Below are 19,321 nucleotides of genomic sequence, written 5' to 3'. Positions count from 1 at the left end.
AGGAGGGTTTATATCACCCGAAAGAAGAGCACATTACTACTTGTGCTCTCCATTCTCCTGCATTATGTGTTTTGTAAAATACGTACTTTATATTTCTTAACTTCGGCTGGTAATGGTGAAACGTATTCTTCACCATCACGAAGCTCAACTAACTCTGCTTTTGCCTTTTCAATTATCTCAGGGCGATTGAGTACTTCTACTGCTGTTGCCGCCATCACTTTTCCGGCGTGAAGCATGCCTTTATGAGCGATAGAAGTTGTTCCAGTTGCAACGAATTGCCATGTATGGAATGGTGTCCCTAGTGCTTCACAAACTGTCATACATTGTACTGTTGGAACGATCCAGCTTACATCCCCAACATCTGTAGAACCTGTCATTGATCCATTTGCAGATATAAATGAGTCAATGACATCCGATAAGGCCTTTCCAGCTAATTCTTTATTCATTTGCACTTCTAACTTTTTGTCAGCTTCTGAAAGCGATTCACGAATAGTTCTTGCAAATTGGAGATCATCTTCATCATGTTTAGGCACACCTAATGCAACGAAGTTATCATACATAATTTTTTCTAATGTTGTATTCGGTATTACGTTAGAGAGAGCTGATGCAAAATCTATTTCCACTTCTGTTCCAGTCATTAGAGCTGCACCTTTGGCAATAGCACAAACACGTTGGTAAACTTCTTCTGTTTGTGAGACGCGAGGAGCTCTTACAAAATATAAGACTTCTGCATCTGCTTGGACGACATTTGGTGAAAAACCACCAGTATTCGTAATCGCATAGTGTACTCTTGCTTCGGGAATAATATGTTCACGTAAATAGTTCACGCCAACGTTCATGAGTTCAACTGCATCAAGGGCACTTCTTCCTAAATGCGGACTGCCTGCTGCATGGGCACTCTTCCCTTTGAACTTGAAGTAAACTTCGTAACAAGCGAGGGATGCCATCGACATAACGTTATTGCGTGTTCCAGGATGCCAACATAATGCAAAGTCTACATCATCGAACAATCCTTCTCTTACCATGAACGTCTTACCGCCACCAATTTCCTCTCCAGGGCAACCGTAGTAACGAACTGTACCTTTAATGTTGTTTTCTTCCATATAATAACGGAGTGCTAAGGCTGAAGCTAGTGCACCTGTTCCTAGTAAGTTATGGCCACACCCATGTCCATTACCGCCAATTTTATCAGGATTGAAATGTGGAACACCACCAGCCTGACTTAACCCTGAAAGGGCATCAAATTCTCCTAAAAAGCCTATAATTGGTTTTCCGCTTCCGAAACTGCCAATAAAAGCAGTTTCGATATTTCCCACACCTTTTTCAACAGAGAATCCTTCTTCTTCTAACGTTTGACATAATAATTCTGCTGATTTAAACTCTTCGAAGCCTGTTTCCGCATAACTCCAGATTTTATCACTCACTTGAATAAGCTTTTCACGCTTTTCTTCTATTATCTCTGATAATCGATTGCGATAATCCATTTCTTTCACCCCTAGATAGCATTATAATATGAGATTTTTTTACAATTAATAGGACTTATGCTTTTACTTCTAGTGAAGCGCTTTCATAAATGCTGGTATTATGTTTCGGTAATTTAAACAATATCGCACAAATTAATACTAGAACTAATGCGCCTATCAGGAAGATGAACGCCGCTTGGAACGATCCTTCAAATGCATCTATAAGTATGCCCATCGCTGTTGGAGCAATAAATCCTGCCAATCCTCCAGTAAAATACATCGTTCCCATAAAGGATCCAATTACATTTTGCGATACGTATTTAAGCGGAATAGATATAATCGCCATAGCAATCGCTGAATCTCCGAAAGAGAAAATACTTTGATAGATAATGGCTAATTGAATAGAAGGTGCCTTAAACATTAAGAATAAAAAAATGCCTGATATAACTGCACCAATTAATACGATGAACTTTTCTTTACCTGCCAACGATTTATCAATTAAATATCCTGTTAAAATAGCAGATAACAATCCAAATGCTTGTGGAATCATAGCAAGAGAGCCAACTGTCTTTAAATTTAAACCACGGGTTTGCTCCAAATAAGACGGTAGCCATGATGAGAAGCCCCAATGCACAATACTTGAACAAAAGTACATAATGACAAGGACCCATAGTAGCTTACTTTTATATAAGTCTTTCATCGGGATTTTTGGCTGGATTTTACCATCTTGTGTTGTTTTAACAACCTTCGGTGGATGGTAATATTTAAATAATAATAGTGTTACGACAAGACCGACGCCACCAATAAGGTAAAACATGGCTCGCCAGCCCCAAGTATCTGCGATTAAACCAGAAATATATAAAGCGAGCACCCCACCAATTAACTGAGCAGCAAGTAACATTGACTTGACTCTTGCCCGAACTTTTCTTTTGTAAATTTCCGTAATAGCAACACTGCTCCCGGTGGGCAATCCCCCATCACCTAATCCAAGAATCAATCGAATGGCTAAAATCGCTACAAATGACCCAACCATACCCGTTAACAATGAAAATAGAGATATGATGAATACTGCTATTACAATAACTTTTCTCGAACCAAACTTGTCTGCAAACCACCCTGCAATAAGAGTCATACACGCACTACTTAACCAGAAGCTACTAATTACCATACCACTCTGCGTTTGCGATAAGTGCAATTCTTTACTAATAGGTATGATGGCTACATTCATACCAAACAACGTTAATGAATCAACAATCCATCCAAGAAATAGCAACGAAAAAATGAAATTACGTTTACCATTGCTCATCTGTACATTCTCCATGATGGCCCCCTTTTCTTAATATTGAGATAATTGAGTTGGTAATAAGCCAAATTCTACCTCCGTTTTATTTACGGATAATAAAGGTCTTGTCCGTAATTATATATTCATTCCTAACGTTTCGCAATAAACAAATTACTAATTTATTTAATATTTCTTTGACCTGTTTTAGAGGTTCAAAGATAATGTAGCAAAAACGTAAATGACCCGATGATAAATATGAATTAATCAAGGGTGTCCAATTAGTTAACCTATGGATAGAAGGATTAGAGTATGGAGAACAGGAGAAAACAGCTAATATCTGAATATATTTGAGCAGGTAAAATGAGTTGTGGACTACTATCATTAATCTAGTTTATTAATTCGAATAATGTTTTTGGGGGAGGTTTAATACTCAGGATAAGTGGTATATATATGGATATCAGTTTATTCCCTAGCCCTTTCTACCATAATTTTTTAGGTTGTAGGGTTCTTTACGAAAGAGTTTCGTGTCATGAATAATGTCGACAAGTAGCACATATTCTTCTTTTGATTATTTCCCAGCATAAAAAAAGGAGTGATATATCATGAGGCAAATGTGTATGTACTGTTTTAAATGGGCTGACATAGATACCATGACACCGCTTTTTGAACAAGGGAGAGATTTCGTCAATTATTATTGTGAAGATTGTGTTACTGCTGTTATGGATAATTTGTTTAAGCTCCCATACAAACATGGTCGTTCACATACCGATGTATGTGAACAATCAAGAACCCACTAGCATCAAGCAATGCGTTTAAAGTTAAGCGATTGCTCTAAATTATATTTGTTAGAAATACTTCTCAACATCGACACTGTACCTATACTTATTCCAATTTATACCTAACGAGTGGTGGCATAAGTCAATGGCTTTCGGTAAGATACATTTATTAAATGATTACATCTAAATTTGTTATCGAAATGAAGGAAGATGAAACAGTTTAACTAGAGCCCACCCACAACAAGAAGGGCTTTTTTTTTGTCCTCGGGTATGTCTAATCTTTCTTGTATCTCTTTTACCTCTGCCCCAGCTATCTGATTTCGGTTTTTCTTAATAAACTAAAGGGGCAATATAGTTGAAGAAGAACGGAATAAATAAAAACAGCCAGGTTCTGGCTGTTTTTTTATAGGATAATTTTATTAATTCCAGTTTTTCTCTATAAATTGAACGGCAGGTTGCAAATTTGTTTTGTTAGCAATTGAAATGAGGGCGGGGACCACAGAAGGGTCCGTTTTGGAGAAATTAGGGATGCGTGGATTTAGCCGAAAAAAACGATTTCCTAGAAGCTGAGAACTGACCATGGATTCATAGAAACCGGATCCACTTGCGACAATCTGGAGAAATGGCAGTAAGGGTTCATTGGGCGATCGGTCTAAAAGAACTCCCCAATTTGGGGGAAGGTTCTTCATATTTTCGGGGCGTATGTTATCTGCACTCACCATTCCCCAACCCGTCGTATCTCTTCTTAGTCGAGTCGCCTCTTCACCTGTTCCGATGGATAATACCGCAATTTGATCCAATGGCTGTTTGGCTTTCCCCACTGCAAACGCGATACTGGCAGTACTGGGGTTAGTTGCTACTGTATACCCGTCCACGTAGTTTTGATAAGCTCGTTGCGTCGCAGGAGCACCACTGCTCCGTAGTATTACATCACTCGCTTTCTCATTTAAATAGGGAGAGCCAGGAAAGTTGTGGAATAACACAGGAGTCCAACGATTCAGCTCCGGTGAGAATAAATGAAATGCAGGGACAACAATTCTTCTTTTTAAGTCTTTGAGGAGAAGATCTGGCGGAAAAAATGTTTGTACCGCTTTAATGAAACCAGAGTATGGTAATTGTTGATTAAAAACAGGTCCACCTGGTCGGGAAACGCTGAATGCCGGCAGTATTTTATCCTTAAAAAACCGGAGTGTCTCCTTCGGCGATCTTCCACTTGCTAACGCAAGGGCAGTGAATGAACCGATTGAATTTCCCGAAAAAACATTGGTTCGACTAATTAATTTGGGGTTTTGCCGAGCCAGTCTATTCAAAAGTTGTAAACTTAAAGCGCCTAAGGTGCCGCCGCCATCAAAGGATAAGATCCGATATTTTGTCAAAGCAGATTTCTCCTTTCTTATCTGATCACAAGTATCATTCAGTATATGTTTTATTTCGTGTCTGTAGTATGGGTAAGGAATACCTCTTTTTCAATCCCCCATTAAACAAATCAAAAAAAGCACCCAATAAAGTAGTTCTTTTTTCAAAGTGTCTACTTTATTAGGTGCTTTTCTTTTGTCTTTAGCCCGTGATCAAATGGAGCAGGACTTTTTTACAATCCATCAACTCGAAGGATGTTTTGAAATAGTACCAAATCATGCTTCATCCTATACTTGTAGAGCTCTTGTCTTTAAGCGTCCTACAAGTGGTACTACAATGATACCGGCCAATACGACTTGCATAACGTTTCCAGGGATGGAGCCGAATGGCTGTATCCAGTTACCGTAAAGGATAACTTCGACAAAATAGTAGCCGACGATTTTTATAATCAGTGCAACGACAACTGCCAGTGAGTATACTAATACTCTTTTACCAGGTACCTTTTCGGCTATGAGGCCGGCTAAAAAGCCCATTGTGCCTACAATGATGAATGTAAACGGTGCCCAAGCTGCCCAACCGGAGAAAAGATCGAAAAGGGCCATTCCGAAGGCACCTGCAATGGCGCCTGTTTTTTTGCCGTATACGAAGGCAGCTATAAAAAGAGGAACGTTACCCAGATGGATCAGGCCTCCGTTACCCATTATAGGGAGCTTTATGTTGATGAACATCGTGGCTACAAGGGTCAATGCGATGAAAAGTGCATTGATGACCAAGGCTTTTGTTTTAGATGTTTCTGTCGGTGAGTATGCTGAATTCATATGATAGCCTCTTTCTTTTTTTTTAAGTATATTCTACTCCTATATAGGTAGTAAATAAATATGTAATAGTATTTATTTACAGAATTCTAGTCCATATGGGAGTGGTTAAAGGGATATAGAATATAGAAAATGAATGCTCATCAAGAATATCTATTAAGTTGAAGGCCCCCAAAGCGTACTATCGTTTTGTCAGGAAAGGTCATTATTAAAAACATCATTCGAAAGTTATAAATATCAAATTGAAATGATGCTTGAGATATTATATACTGAAAATTGACAATAAATAGAAATATTTAGTTGGTTTTAGGAAGAGACTGGACTTGAGAAAAACGGTAAACAGTCAAGAAAGTTGGGATTCTTTTAGGGGAAAATTAAGCATATCAAAGAGGAATGCCAAAATTGAAAACTACCAATTAATTTTGGATAAAAGGAACAATATATATTCAGTTAAGTTTGATTTAATAGACAAAGATCCTGGTGAATTTACAATTTATCATTATAGAAACTGTTTTTCTTGTGCATCAAAGGAAGGCAATAAAATTCACATTAGCAAAAGTACGGTAACCCAATGGCAACAATATGAAAGTTAATGTATGCGGAAAGTTTTTTTTGATAATCAAGAATTTGCATACACATTAATCGTTTCATCTGGATTGAATGAAGAGATAGACTTAGATGGTGATCATTCCCTTTTATGTCTTCAGGCTTTAACTTACAAGTAATAGGAAGTGAACGGCAAGAGAGTTTCAGCACATACATAGAAACAACTAAATCTGTTTTCATTGATAACTATTTAGAGTAGTAATGATAACTTCGTCAAAGTAGTAACGGGTTGGAAATGCGTTTTTCATGGTTTTCTAAAATAGGCATTCAAAGGGGGAACATGATGAAAATATGGACAAGCTGCACACTAGGTTCAATTTTGGCACTTTCATTACTCGCACCTTCGGCATCCTATGTCAAAGCAAATACCATACAGGAAGTGGCTGTGAAGGAAACAGCCAGCCTATATCCCGTGTTAACAAAAGCAAAAAAACCGGAGGAGGTGGGTTTTTCATCGGAAAAGCTTGAAAGGGTGGATGGGCTGATTGAAAAGGAAGTGGCTGCCGGTTTCCCCGGTGCTGCCCTGATAGTCATAAAGGACGGAAAAATCGTTAAAAATGAAAGCTACGGGTACAAGCGGAAGTTTAATGAACATACTCCTCTTAAGAGGTTTCAGAAAATGGAAAACGATACATTGTTTGACCTTGCTTCAAACACGAAGATGTATGCGACTAATTTTGCACTTCAGAAATTAGTCAGTGAAGGCAAGCTGGATATCCAGGCAAAAGTTCAGCAATATATTCCTGAATTCAAAGATACGAAAGCGGATGTGATCAAAGGTAAGGATACCTTGAGGGTTATTGACGTCCTTCATCATACAGCCGGGTTTAAACCAGATCCGCAATATCATAATCCAAATGTTTCAAAAGAACTTTACTCACAGGAACGGGATAAAACCATTGAGTTCATCTCCAAAACACCGCTGACATATGTACCTGGAACGCAGAATGTATATAGTGATGTCGACTATATGCTGCTCGGCGCCATTGTTGAGAAAATTACAGGTCAGCAACTTGATGTGTATGTTGAAAATGAGCTGTACAAGCCGCTCAAATTGAAAAATACAATGTTCAATCCCCTTCAAAAAGGCTTTAAGCCAAAGGATGCCGCGGCGACTGAATTGCTTGGGAACACACGGGATGGCGTGATTGATTTTCCTAACATTCGAACATACACACTTCAGGGTGAAGTTCATGATGAAAAAGCCTTTTATTCGATGGGGGGCGTTTCAGGTCATGCAGGTCTTTTCTCCAATACTAAAGATCTCGCTGTCCTTCTGCAGGTGATGCTGAATGGAGGAGGCTACGGGAAGCATACGTTGTTTGATCAAGAAACGGTCGATGCATTCATTGCACCTTCCGACATGAATCCAACCTATGGACTTGGCTGGAGACGAAATGGTGATGCTAGCATGGAGTGGATGTTCAGTCCTTATGCGAGCGACAGTGCTTACGGTCATACGGGGTGGACGGGAACGGTCACGATCATTGATCCTGAAATAGATTTAGGGATTGTGTTACTAACAAATAAAAAGCACTCTCCGCTCGTCAACCCTGTAGCCAACTCCAATCAGTTTTTTGGCGACCTCTTCAAGACAGGAAGCTATGGAAGTGTTGTGACTGCGATTTATGAAGCGTTGGAAACGAATGAATGAATATCTCCAAAAAGTTGAAGGCCTCCCATTAGTTCATGTTGGGAGGCCTTTTTTCTTGTAATCGATTATGGCAGAATGTCTGGATTTCTTTAAGCCAAGCTTTAATCTAAACAGTTTGGGCAAGGATCAGATTTTTATATGCTCCGTCTTGATGTAGCAAATTATCATGGGCACCTTGTTCGATGATTTCCCCATTTTGTACAACGATGATGCGGTCGGCATGTTTAATTGTCGCTTATCTATGTGCAATGACAAGTGTAGTCCGATTTATCGAGAGTCGTTCCAATGCTTTCTGAACTGCTTTTTCGGTCTCGGTATCTAGTGCGGAAGTGGCTTCATCGAGTATTAATATCGGTGGATTCTTCAGGAATATACGGGCAATCGAGACACACTGCTTTTGCCCGCCTGATAATTTCACTCCACGTTCCCCAATCAACGTATCCAAGCCTTCGGGCAATTGTTCGATCAAGTCATTTAATTGAGCATCTTCGATGGCTTGGTTCAATTGGGCTTCGGTTGCCTCGGAATTGCCATACATGATGTTATCCCGAATCGTTCCATCAAATAAAAAGACATCTTGTTGTACGATACCGATCTGTTTTCTTAATGAAGTCAATTTGTAGTTCCGGATATCGATTTATAAATCAAAGGTATTGGATGTCTTGCGCTTAGGCGACTCGATTGCCATTGGAGTAGGTGTACAGGTAGAAAAAGAACGTAGGCTTTTATTGATGATTTCAGTCGCATTGGCTGGTGTATGCGTTTCGGTGGGCGGAGGCATTTCGTTTTTAGGTTTGATCGCACCGCATATAGCCAGGAGATTAGTGGGGGCAAGACATGCAAAACTATTACCACTCACTGCAATCTTAGGTTCATTATTGCTGTTATCTGCCGATACATTGGGACGAGTCATCATGGCCCCAATGGAATTGCCAGTTGGGATTATCATTTCGATTTTAGGAGCGCCGTATTTTATCTACTTACTCGTGAAAAACATTTAAAATAAGGAAAAAAGCCATTTTTCAGTACTCTAAGGAGAATGTTTTTTTTTTATTAGTCCCGTTTTTTTAAAAAAAGATATACAGGCATCGGGGGTGATAGACAAGCCTTAAAAAGAAATATTAAAAAATATGTTGACCAAACAGCTTGTATCCGCTTACAATAATATTTAGTTATTAGTGTATTTAGAAAATTGTAAAAGAGGTACCGCATGACAAAGGAATTCGACAGAAGAATCGGGCGCCATGCAATCATGTACGCGTTTGCGGACGAAGAGGAAGAAGTCATATTAACAACCGAATTAAAGCGTATGAATTGGCTTTATGGAAAAGGTAAAGTCGGTTCAATGGAGCTGCAGAAAGTAGTTGCGGCCATTGAGACATCAGCGAAAAGATTGGGATTAGTCAATCCCGATACTTATCGTGAAATGCATGCGCTGTATCATGCGATTCTCGAGGCACTCCAAGGAGTGACACGCGGCCAAGTCGAGCTTGGCGGTCTATTGAGGACGGCAGGCCTTCGGTTTGCAATCGTTCGTGGCAGGCCGTTTAAAAACGGGGACGAAGGTGAATGGATTGCTGTTGCCGTTTATGGAACGATTGGGGCACCGGTTCGGGGATTTGAACATGAAGCGGTTGGCTTGGGAATTAACCACATTTGAATAATTAAAAGCCTATAGTTATTTAGTGAAATAGGGGGCTGTATTGAAAGACTGGATAAGTCTGTCAATACGGCCTCCTTTTGTTTGTTTAAAAAAAGAATAGGGGTGCAGGAAATGATTATGTTAACGGGCCAGTCTTTAACGATTGAAGAAGCGAAAAAAGTATTGTATGGGGAAGCATTTGTCACGGCTTCAGCCGAGAGTGTTAAAAAAGTGGAAAAAAGCCGGGAAGCGGTTGAGAATATCGTGAAACAAAAGAAAGTCGTCTACGGTATTACAACAGGATTCGGGAAGTTCAGCGATGTGTTGATCGATGCAGAGGACGCAGAGCAACTTCAGTGGAATTTGATTCATTCCCATGCATGCGGAGTAGGTGAACCGTTTCCTGAGGTGGTATCGAGAGCTATGGTTCTTCTCCGTGCCAATGCGCTATTAAAAGGGTTTTCCGGCGTTCGTCCGGTTGTCATTGAACGTTTGATCGACCTTTTGAATGCTCAGATTCATCCGGTCATCCCTCAGCAAGGTTCTCTCGGGGCTAGTGGGGACTTGGCGCCTCTTTCTCATTTGGCGCTAGTATTGATGGGAGAAGGGGAAGTGTTCTATAAAGGGGAGCGAATGGAGGCCATCATCGCTTTATCGAAAGAAGGCATTCTTCCAGTGACACTTAAAGCAAAAGAAGGTCTTGCCTTAATTAATGGTACGCAGGCCATGACAGGGATGGGACTCGTCAATTATATTGAAGCCGAACAGCTGGCCCATCAAACGGAGGCGATTGCTTCACTGACGTTAGAAGGGTTACGCGGCATTGAAGACGCTTTTGATGCGGATGTTCATCTAGCACGCGGTTACCGCCAGCAAACGGAGGTCGCTGAACGGATTCGTCGCATGATCAACGGCAGCCAGCTCATTACCAAGCAAGGGGAACTGCGGGTACAGGATGCGTATTCCCTTCGGTGCATTCCGCAAGTGCATGGGGCCTCATGGCAAACTCTCGATTATGTAAAAGAAAAATTGGAAATCGAAATGAATGCTGCGACGGATAATCCGCTTATTTTTGATGATGGTGAAAAGGTTATTTCAGGGGGCAACTTCCATGGCCAGCCGATTGCATTTGCGATGGACTTCATGAAAATCGCTGTTGCCGAGCTTGCGAATATTTCAGAGCGCCGCATTGAGCGACTGGTCAATCCTCAGCTGAATGATTTACCGCCATTCTTAAGTCCTTCGCCTGGCTTGCAGTCCGGAGCGATGATCATGCAATATTGTGCAGCTTCACTCGTCTCTGAAAATAAAACACTCGCACATCCAGCAAGTGTGGATTCCATTCCATCTTCAGCGAACCAGGAAGATCATGTAAGCATGGGGACGATTGGGTCCAGACACGCCCATCAAATCATTCAAAATGTTCGACGCGTTTTGGCGATTGAGCTCATTTGTGCCTTGCAGGCAGTGGAATACCGTGGGATTGAAAAGATGGCTCCATTTACAAAAGAGTTTTATACGGAAGCAAGAAAGCTTATTCCAAGCATTACGCAAGATCGTATTTTTTCAAAAGACATTGAAGCAGCGGCGAGCTGGTTACATCAAATCGATTGGAATTCATTTATTCATGGAAGCTTACCTACGACATAATAAGAAGTGCTGAATATAAGTTTTTTTAAAGGCCGTCGATTCCTTTTAATATTTGTTAGGCTTATATGCCCCTTGTCTTGGGTTTTAAGCCTAACATAGTTGCGTAAATGCTATATAGATTCCTATATCCAAAAAAGGTCTCAGCATAAAGAGAAAATGACCTTGAAATAGAAGAAGTAAACTATTGAGAGAATGATCGACTTTGCTTTATTCGTGCTAGATTAAATATGCATTTTTGGAGGGGAATCTAATTTGGAGAATCGGCAATTGCAACCGCCTGCTGAAAATGAACAAAACGAGCCGTCAAATTCTTTACAAAGAAAACTAAAAGCGCGCCATCTGACGATGATATCTTTGGGCGGGGCGATTGGAACAGGACTCTTCCTCGGGAGCGGACCGGCCATTCACTCTGCAGGACCTGGCGGGGCTTTGGTCGCTTATACCGTAATTGGCATCATGGTTTATTTTATTATGACAAGTCTTGGGGAACTAGCTTCATTTATGCCAGTCAGCGGAGCTTTCAGTACATACGCCACGCGATTTATCGATCCAGCACTGGGTTTTGCACTTGGCTGGAACTATTGGTTCACTTGGGCGATGACACTTGCCGCGGAGCTATCTGCCGCAACGATGGTTATGAAGTTTTGGTTTCCTAACAGTCCGTCGTTTTTATGGAGTTCTTTGTTTTTAGTTTTGATATTCTTGTTGAATTACGTATCCGTTAAAGGGTACGGAGAAGGGGAATATTGGTTTTCGCTCATTAAAGTGGCAACCATCATCATTTTTATCGTTGTCGGTATATTGATGATATTCGGCATCATGAACGGAGAGGCGATTGGTTTTAAAAACTTCACGGTGGGTGACGCTCCGTTTGCCGGTGGATTTTTGGCAACATTGGGTATTTTCATAGCCGCTGGTTTTTCTTTTCAAGGAACAGAAATAGTCGGTGTTGCAGCCGGTGAAAGTGAAGACCCAGCAAAGAATGTACCACGTGCAGTTCGCAGCATCTTTTGGAGGATTTTCCTTTTCTATATCCTGGCGATCATTGTTATTGGTTTGATCATTCCTTATACGAATGGAAGTCTGCAGGGGCACACGATCATGGTTAGCCCGTTTACGATGGTATTTGAAAAAGTGGGACTGGCCTTTGCAGCTTCCGTGATGAATGCCATCATCTTAACGGCCGTATTATCCGCAGGTAATTCGAGTCTTTACGTGACAAGCCGAATGTTGTACTCGATGGCAAACGAAGGGCTGGCACCGCGTATTTTTGGAAAGCTTAACAAGCGCGGCGTTCCTATTTGGGGATTGATTGTGACTTCACTTGTAGGGATGTTGGCGTTTTTTGCTTCTATTTTCGGTGATGGAGTCATTTATCTTTGGCTGATGAATGCAGTTGGAGTCACTGGATTTATATTCTGGCTCGGTATAGCGGCGACCCATTACCGATTTAGGAAAGCATACATTTCTCAAGGGTATTCACTGAACGATCTTCCCTATCGATCAAAATGGTTTCCTTTCGGACCGATATTTTCCTTTGCCCTTTGTTTTTTCGTTTTAATGGCGCAAAACTATCAAGCCTTTATTGGAGATCACATTAATTGGGCAGGTGTGATCGCTGCCTATCTTGGCATTCCATTTTTTCTGGCAATGTGGCTTGGCTATAAGTTCATTAAGAAAACGAAAGTAATTCCGTTAGAGGAGTGCCAATTTGATTTTGATGAACACCGGAATGCATAACGAACTTTACGCTTCCCAATACTATTAATTCAATATTAATTATGAACCTTGAAATGAGAATATTCATTTCAAGGTTTTTTTGCCGTTTCGGGAACAAAATACCAGATTCTCCAGGGAGGGAAATGTATAGAAAATACATGTTTTATTTGGCCAAAAACGTTTTTTTTCGTATTTTGGATTATTTAGGGTTAAAAAAAAACTGAAAAATTTTATGATGGAAGATGGGCCTTTAGGTTAATAGGTTGTTAAAACGCTGTCATATCAACGTTTTCACTGGATGTCGAAACCTTTCAATTGGAAGGTGATTTTTGCATGTATAGGCGAGAATTCCGCCCCACATCATTTGAATTTATATTCATTCTTTGTTAAGGTAATGAAGTACTTTAGGGATGACGGTTTAGCCCATATGCTGGGAATGAACAAAACCTAAAAATAAAAAAACCATTATATTTCAGTTGGTATATACTGTGCCTGTTAGTTTCCTCAGTTTTATGCACCTCTTTTCCCTACTTGAAATGGGAATCCCATAATCAATTTTTCTATGCGTATTGGTGTCATGCTGTACTGCAAGTATCATTCCACCTGATTAAGGAAATGAAGTAATTTAGAGGGTAGTCTTTAGTCCATCATCTGGACAAAAAACTCTAAGTGGAAATCGTTTATATTACAGTTGGTATATGTTTTGCCTGCTAGTTTCCTCAGTTGTGATTGCACCTCTTTTTCCTACTTGAAATGCTCAATTAATCACACATATAAAATCCAAGTAAAGAATTACTTCTTGGGAATAATAAAAATAGATTATTTTTCTATGCACGTTATGCCCTGTGCCTAGTTATGTGTCACTTCCGCTTTTTTGAAGAAAAAGTATAGGGATAGAATAGCTTTGTTAATTTCGGTTAGTTCAAGGTACTTGTGCATTAATAATCATCACTCGCATAAAACGGGGGAATTCAGCAAAACTGAATATCATATGGGCAACTATTAGAATGAGGTGACTTGATGAAGCCGTATGTAGAAGTCAGAAATGTCTCGAAAATTTTTGGCAAATCTCCAAAAGCAGCAACAGATTTATTGATGCAAGGTAAAACGAAAAAAGAAATCTTGAAAGAAACGGGACAAACGGTCGGAGTGAATAATGTTAATTTCGAGATTTATCCCGGTGAAATTTTTGTCATCATGGGCCTTTCAGGAAGCGGGAAATCGACTTTAATCCGCATGTTCAATCGTTTGATTGATCCGACTTTGGGTGAAATCTTAATTGATGATGAAGATATCGTGAAGATGAACGCGGCCCGGTTAAGGGAAGTCAGACAAAAGAAAATAAGCATGGTCTTTCAGAACTTTGCTTTATTTCCGCATAAAACGATATTGGAAAACGCTGAATTTGGGCTTGAAATCCAGAAAGTAGATCCAACAAAACGTCATGAAAAAGCGATGAAGGCTCTTGAGGCAGTTGGATTGAAAGGCTACGAAAATCAGCTGCCATCACAGCTTAGCGGCGGTATGCAGCAAAGGGTTGGGTTAGCCCGGGCACTCGCAAGTGATACGGATATCCTATTGATGGATGAAGCCTTCAGTGCTCTAGATCCATTGATACGTAAAGATATGCAGGATGAACTGATTGAAATCCAAGATCAGTACAAAAAAACGATCATTTTCATTACCCATGATCTAGATGAAGCATTAAGAATAGGCGATAGAATCGCACTGATGAAAGATGGAAGTGTGATTCAATTGGGAACCCCTGAACAAATCATGATGAATCCAGCCAATGAATTTGTCGAGAAATTCGTGGAGGACGTTGATCTTTCAAAAGTACTGACAGCGTCACATGTAATGATACGTCCAGAGAAAATCGCAGTGGACAGAGGTCCGAGGGTTGCACTGGAAATCATGCGCAAACAAGGGTATTCAAGCATTTTTGTTGTGGATAGAAAGCAGAAGTTATTGGGTGCCGTCACTGCTGAACAGGCACGTCAGGCAATGAGCAATAACCAATCGATTTCTGAAGTGATGACAACTGATATCCCAACTGTAAAAGAGGATGAATTACTTGGAAACCTAATGGATGTGATGGCAACGTCAAGCTTGCCAATCTCAGTCATTGATGATCAAAAAAGAATTAAAGGAATTCTTCTTCGCGGCGCCGTTATCGGTGCTTTGGCAGGAAATAAAGATTCCTTGAATGAAATGGAGAGTGAATAATTCAATGAATATGCCAAAAATCCCACTTGGAGCTTGGGTCGATTCTTTAGTGGATTGGATAACAATTGTATTTGCTGGATTATTTACGCTTATTACGAATGTGATCGAAGGTCTATTGGATATCCTGGTCGATGTAATGAGTGCAGGTCCTTCTCTTGTGTTAATTATCGTCCTGACCCTTCTGGTTACCTATACAAGCAGATGGCCATTAGGGATATTTACTTTCATTAGCTTACTATTGATCGATAATCTTGGTTATTGGGAATCGAGCATTCAAACACTGGCTATCGTTATATTGTCAGGATTCCTAACCATCCTTATAGGGATACCGATCGGAATATGGTGTGCCCAAAATAAAACGGTGCGCAAAATCGTAACCCCAATCTTGGATTTCATGCAAACGATGCCTGCATTCGTTTATTTGATTCCTTCGATATTATTCTTTGGAATAGGGGTAGTGCCGGGGATCATTGCGTCATTCATTTTCGCAATCGCACCAACGATCCGTATGACCAATCTTGGGATTCAGGAAGTGCCCAATGATTTGATCGAGGCATCGGATGCTTTTGGTTCGACCAGCAGCCAAAAGTTATTCAAGGTACAAATACCATTGGCTACTCCAACAATCATGGCAGGTGTTAATCAAAGCATCATGCTGGCACTATCCATGGTAGTTACAGCTTCATTGGTTGGAGCACCCGGACTTGGGGCGGATGTCTACAGGGCTGTCAGCCAAATAAATGTTGGGCAAGGATTTGAAGCAGGTTTATCCATCGTAATCATTGCAATCATTCTCGATCGTATCACGCAAAATCTGCGTAAACCAGCTTACGAACATATCGTTAGCAGGAAAATCATTTTTATAATACTGGCGTTACTCGTTGTAGGTACTGCGTTATTCAGTGCTTTTACAAAAGATACGGCTGTGAACGGGGATAAAAATAGTTTTGCTGCCAAAGCCAATTATGAAATCATCGGAATTGAGCCTGGAGCAGGATTGATGAAGTTGACTAAAACGGCTATAGAGGATTATAAGCTGGATGATTGGAAGTTGGTTGAAGGGTCTTCGGCGGCAATGGTTGCTGAATTGAAAAAAGCGCTTGATAAAAAAGAACCAATCGTCGTTACAGGATGGTCACCGCATTGGATGTTCTCGAAATATGACTTGAAATATCTCGAGGATCCAAATGAATCCTTTGGCGGTGCTGAAAATATCAATTCCATTGCCAGAAAAGGCCTCGAGCAAGATGCACCTGGTGCATATAAAATTCTTGATCAATTCTTCTGGGATACTAAAGATATGGAAGATGTAATGGTCAAAGTTTCTGAAGGCAAGTCTCCTTCAGAAGCAGCAGAAAAATGGATAAAGGAAAATCAGGACAAAGTATCCAAATGGACCAAAGGTGCTGAATCAGGAAATGGTCAAAAAATCAAACTGGTTTATGTTGCATGGGACACTGAAATTGCCAGTACAAATGTGATTGGCAAGGTTTTGGAGCAGAATGGTTATGACGTAACATTAAGCCAAGTTGAAGTTGGACCAATGTTTGCCGGAGTTGCAAACGGAAGTGCGGACGCAATGGTGGCTGCATGGCTTCCTGGTACACATCTTGAATATTATAATAAGTATAAAGATGAAATGGTTGACCTAGGACCAAACTTAAAAGGAACAAAGAATGGACTGGTCGTACCAGATTACGTCGATATTGATTCAATTGAAGACTTAAAATAAGAAAAGCGAGGGAATTTCAGTAATGAAATTCCCTCGCTTTTTTCAGCTTTATGAACTGATCAATGTATGGAAACGAACTTACTCTTCAATTCCTCTTCCGTTACTTCGATCTTTCCTTTCAAATCTTCAGCTAGTAATACATAACTTTTCATACCAATGAATTCTGAATGTGATATTAAAAAGAATTTTGTTCCCTTTTTGTACGTAGAAAGATCATCTTTTATTAACTTAAACATTTTCATCCTTTTTCCACCTTGGATATAAATTCGTCAACTGCATGTAATCATAACTTTGGAGAACACTCTCTAATGTAAGTGATGGCATTGAGCAAGTTAAAAAGGAATTTGGCGTTACTAAGATACAACTTCGTCTTTTCACTTTTTTATATCATTGATATTTATAAGTGGTCAACCATTTCTATTATAGTAGAAGATAAAAGAGCCATTGGGATGTTTCATTTGTTTGGAAATTATGAGTATTCCTAACTTTCTGTGGAACTGCTTATAATTGAATGGTAAAATTCAGATGGAAAACAAGGGTTCTTTGATACATAAGAAATTGAGCGGCTATTGAGAAGGGCCATTAATATTGAATGAATGGCTCAAAAAGCTATTCTGGAAGGTGTGAAATTATTGAAACCAATCATATTCGATGTTGATACAGGGATTGATGATGCCTTGGCAATGGCCTATGCATTAAATTCTCCAGAATTGGATGTACTGGGTTTTACGACTTGCTTTGGTAACGTACCCGTTGTTGAATCGACTCGTAATACTCTTGCTGTTTTGGAGAAGTTAAATAGGCACATTCCGGTTTTTGAAGGAGCCGACCAAACATTGGTCCGCGGAGAAAAGAAGAAATATCCCAAGCATGTTCATGGGGAGGACGGGTTAGGAAATACCCTTCAGTTTGAACCAACCATCAAAGCATCACAAGGAAATGCATCGGATTTCATTATCGATCAAGTGAAAAGCCGACCGCATGAAATTACGATCATTGCAGTTGGGCCACTGACTAACATCGCCTTGGCGATTAAAAAAGCCCCACTAATCATGTCCCTTGTTAAAGAGGTGGTTATAATGGGAGGGGCTGTAAACGTACAAGGAAATGTAACGCCTTATGCTGAAGCGAACATCGTATCCGATCCTGAAGCAGCAGATTATGTATTTTCATCCGGGCTGCCAATCACCCTAGTGGGACTAGATGTGACGCTGCAAACATGTCTATTGAAATCGAAGCTTGATGAATGGCGGGCTACAGGTAAGGAGAGCGCCCATTTTTTAGCCAAAATGACCGACTTTTATATGAAAGCTTATGAATCCTCCCATCCAGGCTTGGGCGGCTGCGCCCTTCATGATCCACTTGCAGTGGGGGTTGCAGTTGATTCTAGTTTTGTAAGTACGGAATGGATGAACGTCAAGGTGGTGACCGAAGGCGAAGAGACAGGCAGGACCATCGGTCAACAGGATAGCGAATCCAGAACTCGCGTCTGTACGAAAGTGGAAAGTGAGCGGTTTGTGAAACACTTTTTAGAGCGGGTAATTTGAAGACGTAAGGTGTCCTTTGAATAATCAACATAGCTAAAATTCATGGATTAGTAAAGGCTATCACTTTTCCAAACACTTTTGGGGAGTGGCAGCCTGTTCCTTTTAGTTCGATTCTTGCTAGGCTGAAGTCAGTAAGGCAGGGGACGAATTACATTCGAGGTAGGACGATAAACAGCCGAGTCAGGCCAAAATATATTTTATTTGTTTTGTAAAAAGGACGTCCCTTTTTTCAACTATTAATCAAACGTTTGATTAATTCCAGTCTAAAGTCACTATAATTTTTAAGCAAAACCATATATTTGAGCAATGCTTCAGGATTATCGGGTACAAGGAACTTTTTTTACCATTAAAAAGTAAAATATTTAAAATTTATACAAAAAAGAGTGTAGTGATTTAAAAAAACAGGTACATAGACTTTTATAATGCCATAATTAGGATTTTTTTCATAATCATAATTTACCATTTTTCGACTTTACCCTTATTTATATGGCAGAAATTGTATGGGTCTATTAAAATGTAACTATATTAGATAAAAGGAGGAGTTTTACTATGTCACAAATTCGCGTAACACCTTCGGAACTGAAAGATGTAGCTAGACAATATGATAATGAGAGCCAACAGGTAACGGATATCATTGGCCGTTTAGATAAAATGAGAGATCATTTAACTGGAATATGGGAAGGTGCTTCCAGTGAGGCATTCGTAGGACAGTACGAAGAGTTAAAACCTTCATTCATGGACATGGCTCGCTTGTTGAATGAAGTTTCCCAACAATTGAATAAATCAGCTCAAATCCTTGAAGACACAGATAATCAGATTGCTAGTCAAATTCGCGGATAATCATTAGGTCAAA

15 protein-coding genes and 1 pseudogene are annotated in these 19,321 nt (G+C 40.1%); 10 read left to right on the top strand and 6 right to left on the bottom strand.

The annotated features are described in order from the left end of the window. Nucleotides 1-62 precede the first annotated feature (62 nt). The 4 genes from LQ203_RS23405 to LQ203_RS23390 form a co-directional block, all read right to left on the bottom strand. Complete coding sequence (locus LQ203_RS23405; RefSeq protein ID WP_290370636.1) at nucleotides 63-1,484, bottom strand: M20 family metallopeptidase; 1,422 nt, start codon at nucleotides 1,482-1,484, stop codon at nucleotides 63-65. 55 nt (nucleotides 1,485-1,539) lie between these two features. Next, on the bottom strand, nucleotides 1,540-2,784 hold the full coding sequence (locus LQ203_RS23400; RefSeq protein WP_230161811.1) for an MFS transporter: 1,245 nt from the start codon (nucleotides 2,782-2,784) through the stop codon (nucleotides 1,540-1,542). A gap of 1,156 nt (nucleotides 2,785-3,940) precedes the next feature. Then, nucleotides 3,941-4,897 carry a patatin-like phospholipase family protein gene (locus LQ203_RS23395; RefSeq protein ID WP_230161809.1) on the bottom strand — a complete coding sequence of 319 codons (957 nt, stop codon included), beginning with the start codon at nucleotides 4,895-4,897 and terminating at the stop codon, nucleotides 3,941-3,943. Between the two features lie 267 nt (nucleotides 4,898-5,164). After that, nucleotides 5,165-5,695, bottom strand: coding sequence for an ECF transporter S component (locus LQ203_RS23390; RefSeq protein ID WP_230161808.1), 531 nt, complete (start codon nucleotides 5,693-5,695; stop codon nucleotides 5,165-5,167). Between the two features lie 320 nt (nucleotides 5,696-6,015). Here LQ203_RS23390 and LQ203_RS23385 point away from each other — a divergent pair, with 320 nt between their 5' ends. Next, on the top strand, nucleotides 6,016-6,285 hold the full coding sequence (locus tag LQ203_RS23385; protein ID WP_230161806.1) for a hypothetical protein: 270 nt from the start codon (nucleotides 6,016-6,018) through the stop codon (nucleotides 6,283-6,285). A gap of 296 nt (nucleotides 6,286-6,581) precedes the next feature. Continuing rightward, nucleotides 6,582-7,952: a penicillin binding protein PBP4B gene (pbp4b, locus tag LQ203_RS23380; RefSeq protein ID WP_230161805.1), complete on the top strand. Its 1,371-nt coding sequence runs from the start codon at nucleotides 6,582-6,584 to the stop codon at nucleotides 7,950-7,952. Between the two features lie 106 nt (nucleotides 7,953-8,058). Here pbp4b and LQ203_RS23375 read toward each other — a convergent pair. Next, nucleotides 8,059-8,616 (bottom strand): annotated as a pseudogene (locus LQ203_RS23375) (ATP-binding cassette domain-containing protein); the annotation flags it as partial. Between LQ203_RS23375 and LQ203_RS23370 the strand changes: the two are divergent. The 6 genes from LQ203_RS23370 (at nucleotide 8,606) to LQ203_RS23345 (ending at nucleotide 16,921) form a co-directional block, all read left to right on the top strand. Beyond that, nucleotides 8,606-8,953, top strand: a complete 348-nt coding sequence (locus tag LQ203_RS23370; protein ID WP_356715243.1) for an iron chelate uptake ABC transporter family permease subunit — start codon at nucleotides 8,606-8,608, stop codon at nucleotides 8,951-8,953. The pseudogene LQ203_RS23375 and the gene LQ203_RS23370 overlap by 11 nt on opposite strands. A gap of 209 nt (nucleotides 8,954-9,162) precedes the next feature. Beyond that, the gene (hutP, locus tag LQ203_RS23365; protein WP_230161801.1) at nucleotides 9,163-9,612 is read left to right on the top strand and encodes a hut operon transcriptional regulator HutP; all 450 of its coding nucleotides are present in this window, start codon (nucleotides 9,163-9,165) and stop codon (nucleotides 9,610-9,612) included. 114 nt (nucleotides 9,613-9,726) lie between these two features. Next, nucleotides 9,727-11,244: a histidine ammonia-lyase gene (hutH, locus tag LQ203_RS23360; RefSeq protein WP_230161799.1), complete on the top strand. Its 1,518-nt coding sequence runs from the start codon at nucleotides 9,727-9,729 to the stop codon at nucleotides 11,242-11,244. A gap of 345 nt (nucleotides 11,245-11,589) precedes the next feature. Then, nucleotides 11,590-12,984 (top strand): amino acid permease, encoded by a 1,395-nt coding sequence (locus tag LQ203_RS23355; RefSeq protein WP_230161856.1) that lies wholly within the window; start codon nucleotides 11,590-11,592, stop codon nucleotides 12,982-12,984. 999 nt (nucleotides 12,985-13,983) lie between these two features. Next, nucleotides 13,984-15,189 (top strand): glycine betaine/L-proline ABC transporter ATP-binding protein, encoded by a 1,206-nt coding sequence (locus tag LQ203_RS23350; RefSeq protein ID WP_230161797.1) that lies wholly within the window; start codon nucleotides 13,984-13,986, stop codon nucleotides 15,187-15,189. Between the two features lie 4 nt (nucleotides 15,190-15,193). Further along, entirely contained in the window at nucleotides 15,194-16,921 is a 1,728-nt protein-coding gene (locus tag LQ203_RS23345; RefSeq protein ID WP_230161795.1) for a glycine betaine ABC transporter substrate-binding protein, read from the top strand. Between the two features lie 59 nt (nucleotides 16,922-16,980). Here the strand turns inward: LQ203_RS23345 and LQ203_RS23340 are convergent, their stop codons facing one another. Beyond that, on the bottom strand, nucleotides 16,981-17,163 hold the full coding sequence (locus tag LQ203_RS23340) for a hypothetical protein (RefSeq protein ID WP_230161794.1): 183 nt from the start codon (nucleotides 17,161-17,163) through the stop codon (nucleotides 16,981-16,983). Nucleotides 17,164-17,553: 390 nt separating this feature from the next. On the opposite strand from LQ203_RS23340, the gene LQ203_RS23335 reads away from it, so the two are divergent. Then, entirely contained in the window at nucleotides 17,554-18,468 is a 915-nt protein-coding gene (locus tag LQ203_RS23335) for a nucleoside hydrolase (protein WP_230161792.1), read from the top strand. A 549-nt stretch (nucleotides 18,469-19,017) separates the two neighbouring features. Further along, the gene (locus LQ203_RS23330) at nucleotides 19,018-19,308 is read left to right on the top strand and encodes a WXG100 family type VII secretion target (RefSeq protein WP_230161790.1); all 291 of its coding nucleotides are present in this window, start codon (nucleotides 19,018-19,020) and stop codon (nucleotides 19,306-19,308) included. Nucleotides 19,309-19,321 lie beyond the last annotated feature (13 nt).

Origin of the sequence: Peribacillus sp. Bi96, assembly GCF_918698115.1 — a bacterium.
Taxonomy (GTDB): domain Bacteria; phylum Bacillota; class Bacilli; order Bacillales; family DSM-1321; genus Peribacillus.
This window is presented reverse-complemented; position numbering and strand designations above follow the sequence as displayed.